We start from the raw sequence: 16,561 nt of genomic DNA, 5'->3' as shown, positions 1-16,561 counted from the left end.
TTACGTTTGAGTTTCAGCTCAGCTGATTCTGTTGATGAAAGTCATCTGATTTCTTGTTGCACCGGAGGGGTTCGTGGCCGCGCAGGACCGATCAGGCAAGCGCCTGCCGAACTTCACGCTCGTCCAGTTGCGCTATTTCGCCGCTGCCGCCGAGCACGGCAGCATGACCGCGGCCGCCCGCGAGCTGGTGGTCTCGCAATCGGCGGTTTCAACGGCCGTCGCCCAGTTGGAGAAGGAGCTCGGCGTCCAACTGCTGCTGCGCCATCACGCCCGTGGCCTCGCGCTCACCCCGGCCGGGCGGGAGTTCTACACCGAGTTGCGCGGCTTCCTCGCCCACAGTCAGGAGTTGGCCGACGCCGCACGTAACGCCGGCCAGATGCTGATGGGCGAACTGCGCGTCGGCATGTTCGCGACGATCGCACCGTTCATGCTGCCCCGGCTGGTCACGGAGTACGCCGATCGCTACCCCCGCGTCGACCTCACCGTGATCGAGGCGGAGCACGCGGACTTGAAGAAGGGACTGCGGGACGGCGCCTTCGAGGTGGCGGTGATGTACAGCTACGACCTCGGCACGGAGCTGCGCGCGGTCCCGGTCGCGACCATCCCGCCGTACGTGCTGGTCCCCGTCGGTCATCACCTCGCTGGGCGGCGCAGCGTGTCGCTGACCGAACTGGCCGACGACCGGTTGGTCCTTCTGGACCTGCCGTACACAGCGACCTACTTCCGCTCGCTGTTCGCCCAGGTCGGGGTCGAACCGACCATCGGCTACCGCTCGCGGTTGTTCGAAACGGTGCGCTCCATGGTGGCGGCTGGGCACGGCTACTCCATCCTGAACCAGCGCCCGGCCAGCGACGAGAGCTACAGCGGCGGCCCCGTCGTCGCCCTGGAGATCAAGGACGAATTGCCGACGCTCGATGCGGTTGCGGCGTGGGTTGACGGCACCCGGCTGACGCGGAAGGCCACGGCGTTCATTGAGCAATGCCAGGCGATCGGCGGTCTGGAGCCGGTGGGTATCGGCAAAACAGATGGGTAACGCCGATTTTGTGTGATGGACAAATGACTGGCTGACGCCACATCGTTGGGGGATCCGGCACAGCCCCTGTGCCCATCGCACATCGTGGTGCATTCCCCTTGACATCGCGCCCCGCGCAACCGCACTGCTAGGAGACGCTCCATGGCATCGTCACCCGAAACCCCCACGCTCACAGAGACTCTCGAAGCTCGCACCATCGAGCACATCCCTGTCGACGAACGGCACGGCAAGGCCTCGCAACTCTTCACCATCTGGTTCGGCTCCAACATCATGCTGCTGACCGTCGCCACCGGTGTGTTGGCCACGCTCGTCTTCGGTCTGCCGGTGTGGGCAGCCGCGATCGCCCTGATCATCGGCAACCTGGTCGGCGGTGTCGTCATGGCACTGCACGCCGCCCAGGGTCCGCAGATGGGGGTGCCCCAGATGCTGCAGACGCGCGCCCAGTTCGGTTCCTACGGCAGCCTGCTAGTCGTCTCCATCGTGGTGCTGATGTACACCGCCTTCTTCGCCTCCAACATGGTGCTCGGCGGCCAGGCGCTCGCGAGCCTGACCGGGATAGGTGAGACCCCGGCCATTCTGCTGGTCGGCGTCCTCGGGGTGCTCGGGGCGGTCTTCGGCTACAAAGTCATCCACGCGATGGCCGGATTCCTCAGTGCCCTGGCCGGATTCGCGTTGTTGCTGTCGCTGGTCATGCTCTTCGTCATCAAGCTGCCCAGCGGCACCTTCTCCGTCGGATCGTTCACCTGGGCCGGTTTCATGAGCACGTTGTCGCTGGCCGCTCTGTGGCAGATCGCCTATGCCCCCTACGTGTCCGACTACACCCGCTACATGCCTAAGGACACCGGCGTGCGCGCGGCCTTCTGGGCGACGTACGCCGGGTGCGTTCTCGGCTCGCTACTGCCCATGCTGCTGGGCGCGGTCCTCGGTGCCGCCTTCCCGAAGGACGACACCATCTCGGCGGTGCGTGACGGGGCCGGTGGGTTCGGCGCCTTCGTGCTGGCGGTCTTTGCGCTGAGCATCGCGGCCACGAACGCCATGAACCTCTACTGCGGCGCGCTATCCACGCTCACCATCGGCCAGACCTTGTGGCCGAAGTGGCGACCGCAGGCCTCGATGCGCGTGATCGTCTGCATTGCGCTGTTCGCCATCAGCTGCGTCATCGGATTGCTGGGCAAGGACAACTTCCTAGGCAACTTCAGCAACCTCATGCTGTTGCTGATGTGCGTGCTGATCCCCTGGACCGCCGTGAATCTGGTCGACTTCTACCTGTTGCGGCACGGCGACTACGACATCGACTCGCTCTTCGAGCCGGACGGTGGGATCTACGGAAAGTTCAACGTCCCGGCCGTCGGCTGCTATGTCCTGGGCATCCTGGTGCAGTTGCCGTTCCTGTCCAATGCGCTCTACACCGGTCCGATCGCCAAGGCCATGAACGGCGTCGACATCTCCTGGATCGTCGGCCTGGCCGTCATCTGCCCCGTCTACTACTTCTGGGCCAAGGCCGCACGCAGCTCGCACGTCGTGCTCGCCGCGGACGCCACCGTCTGAGGATCGACTCTGTGAAGACTGCTTCTGAATGGGCCGCCGCAGCGGCCGCGCTGCGCCCCGCCGGTCTGGCCTGGATCAACGGCCGGCCGGTAGCCAGCAGCAGCGGCCGCACCCGGCCCACGCTGGACCCGGCGACCGGAGCGGTCATCGCCGAGGTGGCCGAGTGCGACGAGCACGACGTGGACCTGGCGGTGGCAGCGGCACGACGCGCCTTCTCCTCGGGCAACTGGAGCAGGCGGGCACCCCGGGAGCGGGCCGCTGTGCTCAGCCGACTGGCCGACTTGATCCTGGCGAACCTGGACGAGCTGGCCCTGCTGGACAGCCGTGATGGCGGCAAGCGAATCGTCGACACGACCGCGATCGACATCCCCGGCTCTGCTGCCATCCTGCGCTGGTACGCCGAGTCCCTGGACAAGGTGTACGGCGAGGTGGCGCCGACCGGGCCGGGCGATCTGGCCACGGTCACCCGCGAACCGCTGGGTGTCGTCGCGGCGGTCGTGCCGTGGAACTACCCGTTGGAGATGGCGATCTGGAAGCTCGCGCCTGCCCTGGCCGTGGGCAACAGCGTGGTGCTCAAGCCCTCGGAGGAGACGCCGTTGTCGGCGCTGCGCCTCGGCGAATTGGCTTCGGACGCAGGGCTGCCTGATGGTGTGCTGTCGGTCGTCCCGGGCGACGGACCGGTGGTCGGTCAGGCGCTCGGTCGGCACACCGACGTCGATGCCGTCACCTTCACCGGCTCCACGCAGGTCGGCAAGCTCTTCCAGCGCTACGCCGGCGAGTCGAACATGAAGCAGGTGTGGCTGGAGTGCGGCGGCAAGAGCGCCGTCGTGGTCCTGGACGACGTCGCCGATCTGGACGCGGTCGCCGACGGGGTCACCGGCGGCATCTTCACCAATGCCGGCCAGGTGTGTTCAGCCACCTCGCGTCTGGTCGTCCAACGCGGGGTTGCTGATGCGTTGACCGAGCGGCTGCTGGCGCGCACCGCGAGCATCACGGTGGGCGACCCGCTGGACCCGGCGACCGACATGGGGCCGCTGGTCAGCCTCGGGCAGGCGTCACAGGTGCGTTCCCTGCTGACCGCAGGAGCAGACGAGGCGGCGTCCGTGATCGGCGGTGACCTCGAACCTGATTCTCCAACAGAGTGTTTCGTCCGTCCGGCGATCCTCGTCGATGTTGCGCCCACTGCGCGGATCGCCCAGACCGAGGTCTTCGGGCCGGTACTGGTCACCCACGTCGTCGACACCGTGGATGAAGCGACCGCAGTCGCCAACGGCACGCCGTACGCATTGGCAGCCGGCCTGTGGACCGATGACCTGCGCCGCGCGCACCAGGTGGCTGGCGCACTCCGGGCCGGTACGGTCTCCGTGAATTGCGTTGACGCTTTGGATGTTTCGACTCCGTTCGGCGGTTTCGGCCTGTCCGGCTACGGCCGCGACCTGTCGCTGCACGCGATGGACAAGTTCACCGGGCTAAAGACGACCTGGGTGCACTATGGCTGAGACCGCCTCTGACTCATCTCACGAGTTCGTGGTCGTCGGTGGCGGCACCGCGGGGTCGTTGCTGGCGGCCCGGCTGGCCGAGCGTGGTCACGACGTCGCCCTGATCGAATGGGGTCCGTCCGACAAGGACGAACCGCGGGCTCGCTACCTGCGCCGCTGGGCCGAGATGCTTGAGGGCGAGTACGACCTGGACTATCGAAGCGAGCCCAACGAGCGCGGCAACTCCCACATCCGGCTGTCGCGGTTGCGGATCCTTGGCGGCTGCTCGACCGCGAACACCATGATCGCCTGGCGGCCGCTGGCCTCTGACCTGCGCGAGTGGGAGTCTCTTGGCGCCGCGGGTTGGGGCCCGGACGCCGTGCTGCCGCTCTACAAGCGGCTGCAGACTCCTATCCAACCCGTGCCGCCGAAGGACCAGAACCCGTTCGTCGCGGACGTGGTGGCCAGCGCGGCGTCCGCACTCGGCGTACCGGTGCAGGATGCCTGGAACGACGGGCGACTGGACGAATCACCCAGCGGGGCAGGCTTTTTCGAGGTGGGCTACACACCGGAAACGGGGGTGCGGGCATCCACGTCGATCCATTACCTGCACGAGGCGGTCCCTGGCACGCCGCTGCCGACCGTACTGACCGGGCTGCGAGCGACTGAGATCGTGCTGTCCGACGACGGGCACCGTGCCACCGGTGTGCGGGTCCGCGCCGCCGACGGAACCACCGCCACGGTGTCCGCCACCCGCGAGGTCGTCCTGTGCGCGGGCGCTATCGACACCCCACGGTTGCTGCAGTTGTCGGGGATCGGTCCACGCGACGTACTCGAATCAGCGGGTGTCCCCGTGCGGCACGAGTTGCCCGGCGTCGGGGCCAACCTGCAGGACCACGTCGAGGGCCTGATCGTCTGGGAGGCGCGGCGCACGCCGCCGGACACCTGCGCGAGCGGCTGGGACGCCGGCGCGATGATCAGCGACGCCACCCCCGATGACCGGCCGGACATCCTGATGCACTTCCCGGTGGAACCGTGGGCGGTGCACGCCGACCGCTACCGGGCCGACCACGGCCAGGAGCCGTTGCCGCCCACCATCATTTCGATCGCGCCCAACGTCGCCCGGCCGCTCAGCCGGGGTCGCACCTGGATCACGTCGGCCGACCCGGACGTGCCGCCCGCGATCGATTACCGGTCGTTCAGCGACGCCGAGGGGCGCGACGAGAGGTTGCTGGTGGAGGGTGTACGCCGAGCGCGGGTGATCGCGCGCGAGGAACCGATGCGGTCCTGGGTCGGGCGAGAGCTCTTCCCGGGTGCAGAGGTCGAGGACGAAGAGGAGTTGTCGGCGATCCTGCGCGACACCCACCAGACCGTCTATCACGTCAGTGGCACCTGCCGGATCGGTGCGCCGGACGACCCGGCCGCCGTCGTCGATCCCGCCCTCAACGTCCGAGGGATCGCGGGTCTGCGGATCGCCGACGCCTCGGTGTTTCCCACGCTGACCGCGACCAACCCGGTCGTGACGGTGATGCTGGTGGCCGAGCGGGCTGCCGATCTGATCACCGAAACCATCCCAACTCCCGAAGGAGCCCGACCGTGACCGACGAGATCGTCGTCGGCGGCCACCGCCGCATCCGTCCGTTCAACACCGCCGACACCTACCCCGAGCAGAACCTCGGCAACGACCTGTGCCAGGCCGTCGTCGCGGGTAACACGGTCTATGTGCGCGGTCAGGTCGCCCAGGATCTCGACAGCCGGGAGAACGTCGCGGTGGGCGACGCTGCCGGTCAGACGCAGAAGGTCTGCGACAACATCCTGCTGCTGCTGTCCGAGGCCGGTGCCAAGCCCGAGCACATCGTCAGTTGCCACATCTACCTGACCGACATCCGGCATCGCGAAGCCGTCTACCGGGTCATGGGCGAGCGGCTCTCCGGTGTTTTCTACGTCTCGACCGGCCTGGTCGTCCAGGCGTTGGCGCGGCCGGAATGGCTGGTCGAGGTCGGCGTCGTCGCGGTGATCCCGTGACGTTCTCCCTGGCGGCACGATGCCCGCGCACGGGTCGCTTCGGCATCATCGTGTCCTCCTCCAGCCCGGCGGTCGCCGCCCGGTGTGCGCACGCCCGGGCCGGAGTCGGCGTCGCGGCGAGCCAGAACATCACCGACCCGTCACTGGGCACGGCTCTCCTGGACGCGGTCGCTGCCGGACACTCCGCCCAGGAAGCGTTGGATCTGGTAGTCGATGCCGGACCGTTCAGCGACTACCGCCAGCTGACGATCGTCGACGGACAAGGCGGCGCGGCAGCGCATTCCGGACCGCGCACGCTCGGCGTGCACGGCAGTGCGGTCGGTGACGGTGCGGTGGCTGCGGGCAATCTGCTGGCGAACGACGGGGTGCCCGCTGCGATGCTGGCCGAGTTCGAGCGGACTTCGCAGTTACCACTGGGCGACCGCCTGATCGCGGCGCTGCGTGCGGGAGCGGACGCGGGCGGCGAGGCTGGTCCGGTGCATTCGGCCGGGATGTTGATCGTGGATCAGGTGTCCTGGCCGGTGACCGATCTCCGGGTCGACTGGTCGGATTCGCCGCTGTCGGATCTGCAGCAGTTGTGGGAGTTGTGGGCCCCCCAGGAGGCGGATTACGTCACCCGGGGACTGGACCCCAGCACGGCACCGGCCTACGGGGTTCCCGGCGATGAGTGACCTGAAAACGACGGCCTACGAGTCGGTTTCCGCCTCGCGGCCGTCGCTGGTCGAGTTGTCCGAGCAGTTGCACGCTGCGCCGGAGACGGCCTGGCAGGAGCATCGCTCGAGTGTGGCGGTGGCGGCTGCGCTAGGGCCGGCCTTCACCGTGGAACAGCCCTATCTCGGTTTGGAGACGGCTTTCCGTGCCGTGGCCGGATCGGGTTCGCGCCGGGTCGGCATCATGGCGGAGTACGACGCGCTGCCGGGCCTGGGGCACGCCTGCGGCCACAACCTCATTTCGGCCGTCGCTGTCGGCGCTGGTCGTGCGCTGGCTGCTGTCGCTTCTGCGCTGGATCTAACGGTGGAGGTCTACGGGACGCCGGCCGAGGAGGGCGGTGGTGGCAAGATCGAACTGCTCGAACGCGGCGCGTTCGCCGGTCTCGACCTGGCGATGATGGCCCACCCCGCACCAGTCGACGTTGCCGAAGCCCGGCCGTACGCGGTCTCCCATTCGCACATCACCTACACCGGCAAGGCGGCCCACGCCGCCGCGTATCCGGAGCAGGGGGTCAACGCGGCGGACGCCTTCACGATCGCGCAACTCGCGATTGCCCTACTGCGCCAACAACTTCCGGCATCCGTGCGGGTGCACGGCATTGTCACCAAGGGTGGCGATGCGCCGAACGTTATCCCCGACCGGACCGAGGGCCGGTGGTACGTGCGCGCCGAGACGTTGGCCGAGCTCACGGCCGTCGAGGAGCGGGTCCGCCGGTGTTTCGAGGCAGGCGCTCTGGCGACTGGGTGCACCTTGAGCATCGAGCCCGAGTCCGCTCCGTATAGCGAATTCCACACAGCAGAGGACGTTCTCGCGCTCTACAAGGCCAACGCAATCGCGCTCGGCCGATCCTTTGCCGACGCTGATCTCGGCGGCCGGATGAATCGGGCCTCGACCGATATGGGCAACGTGTCGCTGACTGTCCCGGCCATTCACCCCTACATCGGTGTGGGCAGCCTGCCGGCGGTCAACCATCAGAAGGAATTCGCCGAGCACTGCGTGGGACCGGTTGCCGAGCAAGCGCTGTTCGACGCAGCGGTTGCCCTGGCCTGGACCGCGATCGACCATTTCTCACCCAGCAAGGATCTCTCGTGACTGACCAGGCCAGCCCCTCGCCGTACGACATTCTGTTCGAGCCGGTCCAGATCGGTCCGCGCACCACCAAGAACCGCTTCTACCAGGTCCCGCACTGCAACGGCATGGGCTACCGCGATCCGAGCGCACAAGCCGCGATGCGGCGCGTGAAGGCCGAGGGCGGCTGGGGTGTGGTGTGCACCGAGCAGGTCGAGATCCACGCCACCTCGGATATTGCCCCGTTCATCGAGTTGCGCATCTGGGACGACCAGGATCTGCCGGTGCTCGCCCGGATCGCCGACGCGATCCACGAAGGCGGGGCGCTGGCGGGTATCGAGTTGGCGCACAACGGGATGAACGCCCCGAACCTCTACAGCCGCGAAACCCCGTTGGGACCGGCGCATCTGCCGGTAGCGCCGGACACGATCGCGCCGGTGCAGGCCCGAGCGATGACCAAGGCCGATATCGCCGATCTGCGACGGTGGCACCGCACCGCCGTCCGCAAATCGGTCGAGCTGGGTTACGACGTGATCTATGTGTACGCCGCTCACGGGTACAGCGGGCTGCACCACTTCCTGTCGCCGCGCTACAACCAGCGCACGGACGAGTACGGCGGCTCCGTGCAGAACCGGATGCGGTTGCTGCGGGAGATCCTGGAGGACACCCAGGAGGAAGTCGCCGGTCGAGCCGCCGTCGCCTGCCGGATCGCGGTCGATGGCGAGTTCGGGGTCGGCGGCGTGGGTCGCGAGGACATCTCGGCGGTGCTGGAAACGGTCGGTGAGGTGCCGGACCTGTGGGACTTCGCGATGGGCTCGTGGGAGGAGTGCTCGCTCACGTCGCGCTTCGGCGCCGAGGGCAGTCAGGAGCAGTACGTCGCGGGGTTGAAGCAGTTGACCAGCAAGCCGGTCGTGGGCGTGGGCCGGTTCACCTCGCCGGATGAGATGGTCCGCCAGGTCCGCAAGGGCATCCTTGATCTAATCGGTGCAGCTCGCCCATCGATCGCAGATCCGTTCCTGCCCAACAAGATTCGCTCTGGTCGGCTGGACAAGATCCGCGAGTGCATCGGCTGCAACGTGTGCGTCACCGGTGACCAGACCATGTCGGTGATCCGCTGCACGCAGAACCCGAGTATGGGTGAGGAGTTCCGGCGCGGTTGGCACCCGGAGAAGATCCGGGTGCGCGAATCCAAGGCCAAAGTGCTGGTAGTCGGTGCAGGGCCAGCCGGATTGGAAGCGGCCCGGGCGCTCGGCGTACGTGAGTATGAAGTGACGCTGGTCGAGGGTTCGCGCCACCTTGGTGGGCGCGTCACCGACGAGTCCAAGCTGCCCGGTCTGAGTGCGTGGGGACGGGTGCGCGACTACCGCGAACTGGCGCTGGACGATCTGCCGAACGTCGAGGTGTATCGCGAAAGCCCTATGACCGCAGGCGATATCGAGGACTTCGGGTTCGAGAACGTGATCGTGGCGACGGGTTCGACCTGGCGAGCCGACGGGGTCGGCCGCTGGCACACGACGCCGGTTCCCATCGCGGACGGCGCCTCCGTCCTTACGCCGAACGACCTGTTTGCCGGGACCCGGCCCTCGGGCAAGAAGGTCGTGGTGTGGGACGACGACTACTACTACCTGGGTGGAGTGGTCGCGGAGTTGCTGGCCGGGGAGGGGTACGACGTGTCGATCGTGACGACGACGTCCCAGGTGTCGCCATGGACCCAGCACACCTTCGAGGTGGGCAAGATCCAGGCGCGGTTGATCGAGAAGGGCGTCACTCGCGTGATCGACACCGCGTTGGTGTCGGTCGATGCCGGATCGGTCCAGGTCGCAGACGTCTACACCGGCGGGCTGCGGTCGCTCGAGGCGGATGCGGTCGTCATGGTGACCGCTCGCCTGCCGCGGGAAGACCTGTTGAACGAGTTGTCGCCACTGGCAGCGGACGGCCGGTTGGCCACTGTGCGCGGGGTGGGCGACTGCTGGGCGCCGGGCACGATCGCGGCTGCCGTGTGGTCGGGCCGCAAGGCCGCCGAGGAGTTCGACGCGCCGGTGTTGGCCAACGATGCGGTGCAATTCCGGCGTGAGGTCACGCAGCTGGCCCCGGCGTGGGAGTTCGACCGGTCGCTGGCCTACGAACAGTAGGTCCCTCTCAACCTTCTTGGCGCCGTAGCGACGTGATTCTCGAAGAATCGTGTCGCCACGGCGCCAAAAAGGTTTGCGCTCAACGGGTTTCGCTCAGTCCTCGTAGGCGAGGTAGCCGCGCTGGGTCTGGATGTGGTCAGCGACGTACTTCGCGTCGTGCCAGACACCCCAGATGAAGCTCGAGCCGCGCCGGGACAGCCACGGCAGGCCCAGGAAGTAGACCCCGGGTTCGGCGCTGACACCGCGACGCTGGATCGGTCGCCCGCTCTCGTCAAAGGCGTCGACCTTCAGCCAGTCGTAGTCCTGGGTGAAACCGGTGGCCCAGATGATCGTGGTGATCCCGGCAGCGGCGAGATCGAGCTCGTGCAGCGGGCTGGTGACACAGGCCGGGTCCGGTCCGATGACGCGCGCCTCGGGCTCTTCGGGCAGGTCCAGGCCGTTGCGCTCGATGTACGCATCAGCGGCATCCAGCAGCGCGAGGTAGTTCGCGTCGCCGAGGGCGATGTTGGTGGCCAGGTCATCGGCGAAGGTCAGTGAGCCATCCTGGTAGGCCTCGGTGCGCCCGACGAGGGTGATGCCGGCCTCGGCCAGTCGGCGGAAGTCGACCGTGTGACCGCCGTTTGCACCGCTGACGGCAATCGTCACGTGCTCGGCTCCCTGCGGCGGGGTTTCCGCATCCCACAGGCCGAGAACGCCCAGCCACCAGACGAAGTCGCGGCCGCGGTACGACCTCGGGGGCCGGTCGTGCGGGCCGACGGACAGGTAGACCTCTCGCCCCGCGGTGTTGAGCTCTTCGGCGATCTGCACCCCGGAGGAGCCGGCGCCGACCACCAGGACGTTGCCGGGCGCCAGCTGCTGCGGGTTGTAGTACGACGAGGAGTGGATCTGGGTGATGCCGTCGCTCTGCGGGACGATCGGTGGGAACACGGGGGTCTGGAAGGGTCCGGTCGCCACCACGACGTACCGGGCGGTGAACGAACCGTCTGACGTCTCGACCCGGAACCCGGGGCTGCCGTCCAGGCGCTGCACGCTGGTGACGTTGACGCCGGTGCGGATGGGCGCGTCGATCATCGCGGCGTACTTCTCGAAGTACTGCGCAACCTGCTCCTTGGCGGCGAACCCGTCAGGGCCGACGTCGTCGAACTCCAGACCGGGGAAGCGGTCGTGCCACGCAGGACCGTTGGCGACCAACGAGTCCCACCGCTCGGTGCGCCAGCGCTCGGCGATGCGGTCGCGTTCCAGGACCACGTAATCGATCCCGTACCGACCGAGGTGTTCGCTCGCGGCAACGCCGGCTTGACCGGCTCCGATCACAGCGACCTCGACGTCACGCAGCGGTTCGGTGGATTCAGACATGGTGGACTCTTCCGGTCGTCATCTGCGCTGCGCGACGTTGCGCCGGCCTGATGGTTGAAGGACGGTAGGAAAAGTCTTGACGACACGACTAGTGCCTGTCCAACAGATGTTATTGGCCTTCTACTTCAAAGAATCCGATGACCGGGCTCGCAGCCCCGTCGACTTCGGCACGGGATGTCCCACGAATCGCGGCACGGTGGGACAACCTGTCACAAAGCGGGTGAAAGCGCGGTGGAGGCGGAAAGGCGGCGGGGGCGGTCAGCCGAGGGCGATCACGAGGTCGCGAACGACAAAAGGGTCGTCCAGGCGGTCGCCGTACAACTCCCTGATCCGCGTCATCCGGTAGCGCACCGTCTGCGGGTGCACGTGTAGCTCGGCAGCCACTGCGTCCCGCCGGCCCTGGTGCAACAACCATGACCGCAGGGTCTCGGCCAGGCGGTCGCGGGAGGACTCGTTCTCTGCCGAGAGCGGATCGAGCACCCGGGTCCGCAGATCGGCGAGCGCTCCGGGGTCGGAGTTCAGCACCAGGGTCGACAGGTGCGCATCGGTGTCGATCGGCCCTTCGACCGCCGCGAAGGCGCCCAACGCGTCCAACTCCGCAGCGCGCGTGGCCCGGCCGTAAGAGGTGGCGACCTGCGCCCACGGACGGGTGGGCCCGACGTACGCGCGTCGATCGCCCAACGCCTTGAGCAAGCGGACCCGGCCGCCGGGCACGAGGAAGACGGTCAGGCCGTGCCGGCCGGGATCGTCCGTGGCCCGCAACCAGCCGTCGGGCAGGCGTCCGAGGAGCGTGGACAGCCTGGTCGGCGCTACCAGTACGGCGGTCAAGGACTCGGGCAACGCCCAGCCCGTTTCCGCCGCGAGGGCTTCGATCGTCGCCGGATCACGTTCCGCCAGAAGCGCATTCGCCAATCGGCCGCGAGAGTTGGTTTCATCGGTCAGCTCATCCACGTGACCCGTCACCGACGACGCGGACAACTCGTCGATGTAGGCGAACACCAACTCCGCGAAGTGGGCGACGTCCGAGGCCGAGGCCTTCTGCACGGCGGGCAGCGACGACATCTCGCGCCACGCCGTACGCGCCCCCACGCGGTAGGCCGACAGCAATGAATCCATCCGCCGGCCGCTCTTGGCCTCACCGCGACCCAACTCATACGCACCGGCCAGGGACTGCTCGATGGGAGTCGACGGATCGCCCACGCGTCGGCCGGCCGCCAGGCGAAGGAAGCCGGCCAGGGCAAGCTGCACGGCCTGCTCAATCGCCACCCGCAGATCTCCGCGCAGGGTCACGCGGTAGGCGGGCACCTCGGTCACGATGGCGTCGACACACTGCACCGCGATCCGCGGTAGTTCGCGGCTCACCGCCGCCACTTGGCGAGCGCCCAGCGCGGGACTGGTGACCTCGGTGTTCATGGTTGCCCCTGCTTTGTTCGTGATGAACAGTTCCGCGGCGCAGATTCACGTCGCGTGGCCAAGATTTTACGCCCTGAAACGCACCACACTGGCAGGGTGGTGATGTTCATGCGGACCGATGACACCGGAGCCCTGGCCCGGCAGCCCTCGGGCAAGCCGGTGCGCAACTCCGGTGACCGCTTCCGGCCGCAGGGCACGGAGGCGTCGAAGTGGAAGCAGCGCGCCTTCAGCGTCGTCAAGGGCTTCACCACCCCGCTGCTGCCCGAGGACTTCATCGACCTCGTCGACCCGCTGAAGACCTCGACCATCCTGCGGGGCCGGGTGCAGCAGATCGTGCGGGAGACCGAGGATGCGATCACCGTCGTCATCCAGCCGGGCCGCACCTGGAAGGGCCACAAGCCGGGTCAGTACACCCGCATCGGTGTCGACATCAACGGCATCCGACTGTGGCGCGCCTACTCCATCACCTCCGGGCCGCGCACCGACGGCCTGATCGCAGTCACCGTCAAAGCACTCACCGGCGGCGCGGTCAGCACCTACCTGCACGAGCACCTGCGCGAGGGGCAGATCGTGCAGATGGAGCAGGCCGAGGGTGACTTCGTCCTGCCCGACAACCTCGACAAGCCGGTGCTGTTGCTGACCGGTGGTAGCGGCATCACGCCCGCGATGGGCATCCTGCGGCACACCGTCGGCGCACAGCAGGACCTCGATGTCGTCATGCTGCACTCGGCACCCCGCCCTGAAGACGTCATCTTCGCCACCGAATTGCACGACCTCGCGCAGCAGGGCCGCCTCACGCTGCTCGAGCGGCACACCGACACCCACGGCATGCTCGACCCGGTCGAACTCGACAGCCTCGTGCCCGACTGGCGCGAGCGGCAGACCTTCGCCTGTGGCCCCGCCGGCATGCTGGAGATGCTCGAAGAGCACTGGGAGCGCGAGGGTCGGCGCGACCAGCTCATCGTCGAGCAGTTCCGGCCCAAGCTGGTCGAGCCGGGTGAGGGCGGCACGGTCCACTTCACCGAGATCGACAAAGAACTCGAGTGCGACGGCGCACGACCGATCCTCGACATCGGCGAAGAAGCCGGCGTCCTCATGCCGTCCGGGTGCCGCATGGGCATCTGTTACGGCTGCGTCCTGCCGATGCGGGAAGGCGCGGTCCGCGACCTGCGCACCGGTGAAGTCACCCAAGCCCTCGAGGGCGACAACGTCCTCGTCCAGACCTGCATCTCGGCCGCGGCCGGGAAGTGCGAAATCGTCCTCTAACCGCGATCGACGAACCAACAGACCAACTCGACCACTCGACGTACCGGAACCAGGAAAGGCAACCCATGACTGCCCTGCAGCGCAAGGAAACCAGCCCGATCGACCACCTCACCCGCGAGGACATCGACGCGCTCGCCGTCGAGCTCGACGCCATCCGCCAGTCGGTCATCGACACCCGTGGCGAGGCGGACGCGCGCTACATCCGCCGGGTGATCAAGACCCAGCGCTGGCTCGAAATGGGCAGCCGCGGCGTGCTGCTGGCCTCCAAGTGGAAGCCCGCGTTCTTCGTCGGCACCGCGGGTCTGGCCGTTGCGAAGATCCTGGAGAACATGGAGATCGGGCACAACGTGATGCACGGCCAGTGGGACTGGATGCGTGACCCGAAGATCCACTCCACCACCTGGGAGTGGGACAACGCCGCCCCGGCCGAGCTGTGGAAGCACTCGCACAACGAGTTGCACCACACCTACACCAACGTGCTGGGCAAGGACAACGACCTGGGCTACGGCATCATGCGGGTCGATGAGGACCAGCGCTGGAGCCCGTTCTACCTGGCGCAGCCGCTCTGGAACGGCATCAACGCCTGCTTCTTCGAGTACGGCATCGCTGCCTACGACCTGGAGATCGGCAAGGTCATGGCCGGCAAGGGCGACAAGGAAGTCTTCAAGACCAACGGCACGAAGGTCCTGAACAAGATCCGCAAGCAGATGACCAAGGACTACGTCCTGAACCCGCTGCTCGCCGCCCCGTTCGGCGCCTGGAAGACCACCCTGGCCGCCAACGCCATCGCCAACGTGACCCGCAACATCTGGAGCCACTCGGTCATCATGTGCGGTCACTTCCCCGAGGGTGTCGAGACCTTCACCCGCACCTCGATCGTCGGGGAGACCCGCGGTGACTGGTACCTGCGTCAGATGATCGGCTCGGCCAACATCTCCGGCTCCAAGGCGATGCACATCGCGACCGGCAACCTGAGCTACCAGATCGAGCACCACCTCTTCCCCGACCTGCCGAGCAACCGCTACCAGGAGATCGCTCCGGCGGTGAAGGACGTGTGCGAGCGCTACGGCCTGCAGTACATGACCGGTCCGCTGCCCAAGCAGGTCGGCTCGGCGTGGATGAAGGTCATCCGCCTCTCGCTGCCCAACCACCTGGCCGCGAAGCTGAAGTTCCCGTCGCGTCGCAAGCGGGTCGAGCCGACCGCGCTGCCGTCGCGCGTCCGGCCCAACGTCGTGGAGACCGACACGGCCGCGGCCTGACTCGAGCACGGCGGGTGGGCACCTACCATCGTGGGGTGCCCACCCGCCGTACTACGTTATTGCCCGTTGCCCTTGCCGCTACCGCGATCGGCCTGGCGGCGTGTAGCAACGCGAACGGGCGCCCGGCGGGAGCACCGCCGGCAGGTACGGCGACCGGCGGCTCCTCGTCCTCCTCCGCCTCCCAGGGCAGCAGCAAAGCGCCCGGCAGCATCACCATCATGGCCGGCGGCGATGTCTTCACCAACGAACTGCCGATGGCCCAGGCCAAGAAGGACGCGGGCGGTAACGGGTACGACTTCGTCCCGATGCTCGCTGGCTTGAAACCGCTGGTGTCGAAGGCGGATCTGGCGATCTGCCAGCTCGAGACACCACTGACCAAGACCAACACCAACCTGGGCTACCAGAAGCGGCACAACAGCCCCTTCCAGCTGGCGACTGCCCTCAAGGACGTCGGATTCGACGGCTGCAGCTTTGCCAACAACCACACCTACGACGCTGGCTTGTCCGGGATGAAGCAGACCCGGGCGATCATGAAGGCCAACGGATTACAGCTCGCCGGTCCGCTGGACAGTGCTGACGAGCCCGCGGATTCCCCAGGCGGACAGGTGGCGTGGTACGAAGCCAAGGGCTTCAAGGTCGCCCAGTTGTCCTACACCTATTCCGCGGACAATCTGCAGCTGGGCAACATGACGCACACGCCTGCTGATGCACCCTTCTTCAAGCAGAACCTCTTCATGGTCCGTGGCGCCCAGGGCGTCATCGACGATGCCAAGAAGGTGCGCGCGGAAGGCGCCGATCTGGTGATCGTGTCGATGCACTGGGGCACCGAGCACAAGATGACCAACGACGACGACAACGCCCAGATGGCCGCCGAGATCGCCAAGTCCGGCGCCGTGAACTGGATCGTCGGCAACCACCCGCACGTCGTGCACGGCTGCGAGCGGATCGACAACATGATCGTCAACTACTCGCTCGGCAACCAGTTGTCCGACATGGGCACCCAGTGGGGTTTCCCGCCGCAGAGCCAGGACGGTATCTCCGTCGAAGTCACCTTCACCCGAGACGCCGACGGCAAGATCACGCCGTCACCGGAGAAGTACCAGCCGACCTGGGTCGACCGCACGCATGGCTACCGCGTCTACCTGGTGCCCAAGAGCGGCGGCTCACCGGCGATCGACCCAACCTCGTACGGCCGCACCGAAGTTCAGATCCACAAAGCTGGCAACAGCTGCGATCTGACCGCGATCAGCTGAGCCGCCCGTGATCCGCCGT

13 protein-coding genes are annotated in these 16,561 nt (G+C 67.3%); 11 read left to right on the top strand and 2 right to left on the bottom strand.

The genetic code is table 11. From position 1 onward, the window contains the following. Positions 1-73: 73 nt before the first annotated feature. The 8 genes from AZH51_RS07720 (at position 74) to AZH51_RS07685 (ending at position 9,995) form a co-directional block, all read left to right on the top strand. Complete coding sequence (locus tag AZH51_RS07720) at positions 74-1,033, top strand: LysR family transcriptional regulator (RefSeq protein ID WP_291522940.1); 960 nt, start codon at positions 74-76, stop codon at positions 1,031-1,033. A 141-nt stretch (positions 1,034-1,174) separates the two neighbouring features. Next, complete coding sequence (locus AZH51_RS07715; protein ID WP_291522938.1) at positions 1,175-2,581, top strand: cytosine permease; 1,407 nt, start codon at positions 1,175-1,177, stop codon at positions 2,579-2,581. Positions 2,582-2,592: 11 nt separating this feature from the next. After that, positions 2,593-4,080 (top strand): aldehyde dehydrogenase, encoded by a 1,488-nt coding sequence (locus AZH51_RS07710; RefSeq protein WP_291522936.1) that lies wholly within the window; start codon positions 2,593-2,595, stop codon positions 4,078-4,080. Then, positions 4,073-5,659, top strand: a complete 1,587-nt coding sequence (locus tag AZH51_RS07705) for a GMC family oxidoreductase (RefSeq protein ID WP_291522934.1) — start codon at positions 4,073-4,075, stop codon at positions 5,657-5,659. Before AZH51_RS07710 ends, AZH51_RS07705 begins: the two co-directional genes overlap by 8 nt. After that, positions 5,656-6,084: a RidA family protein gene (locus AZH51_RS07700; RefSeq protein WP_291522932.1), complete on the top strand. Its 429-nt coding sequence runs from the start codon at positions 5,656-5,658 to the stop codon at positions 6,082-6,084. The genes AZH51_RS07705 and AZH51_RS07700 overlap by 4 nt, the downstream gene beginning before the upstream one ends. Next, positions 6,081-6,755 (top strand): DUF1028 domain-containing protein, encoded by a 675-nt coding sequence (locus AZH51_RS07695; protein ID WP_291522930.1) that lies wholly within the window; start codon positions 6,081-6,083, stop codon positions 6,753-6,755. The genes AZH51_RS07700 and AZH51_RS07695 overlap by 4 nt, the downstream gene beginning before the upstream one ends. Then, complete coding sequence (locus tag AZH51_RS07690) at positions 6,748-7,887, top strand: M20 family metallopeptidase (protein WP_291522928.1); 1,140 nt, start codon at positions 6,748-6,750, stop codon at positions 7,885-7,887. Before AZH51_RS07695 ends, AZH51_RS07690 begins: the two co-directional genes overlap by 8 nt. Next, positions 7,884-9,995, top strand: a complete 2,112-nt coding sequence (locus AZH51_RS07685; protein WP_291522926.1) for an FAD-dependent oxidoreductase — start codon at positions 7,884-7,886, stop codon at positions 9,993-9,995. The genes AZH51_RS07690 and AZH51_RS07685 overlap by 4 nt, the downstream gene beginning before the upstream one ends. 93 nt (positions 9,996-10,088) lie before the next feature. Here AZH51_RS07685 and AZH51_RS07680 read toward each other — a convergent pair whose 3' ends face one another. Both AZH51_RS07680 and AZH51_RS07675 read right to left on the bottom strand, forming a co-directional pair. Next, positions 10,089-11,351 carry an NAD(P)/FAD-dependent oxidoreductase gene (locus AZH51_RS07680; RefSeq protein ID WP_291522924.1) on the bottom strand — a complete coding sequence of 421 codons (1,263 nt, stop codon included), beginning with the start codon at positions 11,349-11,351 and terminating at the stop codon, positions 10,089-10,091. 258 nt (positions 11,352-11,609) lie between these two features. After that, a complete protein-coding gene (locus tag AZH51_RS07675; protein ID WP_291522923.1) occupies positions 11,610-12,764 on the bottom strand; it encodes a CdaR family transcriptional regulator in 1,155 nt (384 codons plus the stop codon). Positions 12,765-12,872: 108 nt separating this feature from the next. Between AZH51_RS07675 and AZH51_RS07670 the strand changes: the two genes are divergently transcribed. From AZH51_RS07670 to AZH51_RS07660, 3 genes are all read left to right on the top strand, one after another. Next, the gene (locus AZH51_RS07670) at positions 12,873-14,030 is read left to right on the top strand and encodes a ferredoxin reductase (protein ID WP_291522921.1); all 1,158 of its coding nucleotides are present in this window, start codon (positions 12,873-12,875) and stop codon (positions 14,028-14,030) included. Between the two features lie 65 nt (positions 14,031-14,095). After that, positions 14,096-15,289, top strand: a complete 1,194-nt coding sequence (locus AZH51_RS07665; RefSeq protein ID WP_291522919.1) for an acyl-CoA desaturase — start codon at positions 14,096-14,098, stop codon at positions 15,287-15,289. Positions 15,290-15,324: 35 nt separating this feature from the next. After that, positions 15,325-16,542, top strand: a complete 1,218-nt coding sequence (locus tag AZH51_RS07660) for a CapA family protein (RefSeq protein WP_291522917.1) — start codon at positions 15,325-15,327, stop codon at positions 16,540-16,542. The last annotated feature ends 19 nt before the right edge of the window (positions 16,543-16,561 follow it).

The organism is Branchiibius sp. NY16-3462-2 (genome assembly GCF_001594145.1).
In the GTDB taxonomy this organism is placed as follows: domain Bacteria; phylum Actinomycetota; class Actinomycetes; order Actinomycetales; family Dermatophilaceae; genus Branchiibius.
Note: the sequence above shows the minus strand (reverse complement) of the source record. Positions and strands in the feature narration are given on the sequence as shown.

Excerpts from the sequence above, each read along its gene's own strand:
- AZH51_RS07715 (WP_291522938.1), top strand. The coding sequence starts at position 1,175 with ATGGCATCGTCACCCGAAACCCCCACGCTCACAGAGACTCTCGAAGCT.
- AZH51_RS07705 (WP_291522934.1), top strand. The coding sequence starts at position 4,073 with ATGGCTGAGACCGCCTCTGACTCATCTCACGAGTTCGTGGTCGTCGGT.
- AZH51_RS07690 (WP_291522928.1), top strand. The coding sequence starts at position 6,748 with ATGAGTGACCTGAAAACGACGGCCTACGAGTCGGTTTCCGCCTCGCGG.
- AZH51_RS07680 (WP_291522924.1), bottom strand. The coding sequence starts at position 11,351 with ATGTCTGAATCCACCGAACCGCTGCGTGACGTCGAGGTCGCTGTGATC.
- AZH51_RS07675 (WP_291522923.1), bottom strand. The coding sequence starts at position 12,764 with ATGAACACCGAGGTCACCAGTCCCGCGCTGGGCGCTCGCCAAGTGGCG.
- AZH51_RS07670 (WP_291522921.1), top strand. The coding sequence starts at position 12,873 with ATGCGGACCGATGACACCGGAGCCCTGGCCCGGCAGCCCTCGGGCAAG.
- AZH51_RS07665 (WP_291522919.1), top strand. The coding sequence starts at position 14,096 with ATGACTGCCCTGCAGCGCAAGGAAACCAGCCCGATCGACCACCTCACC.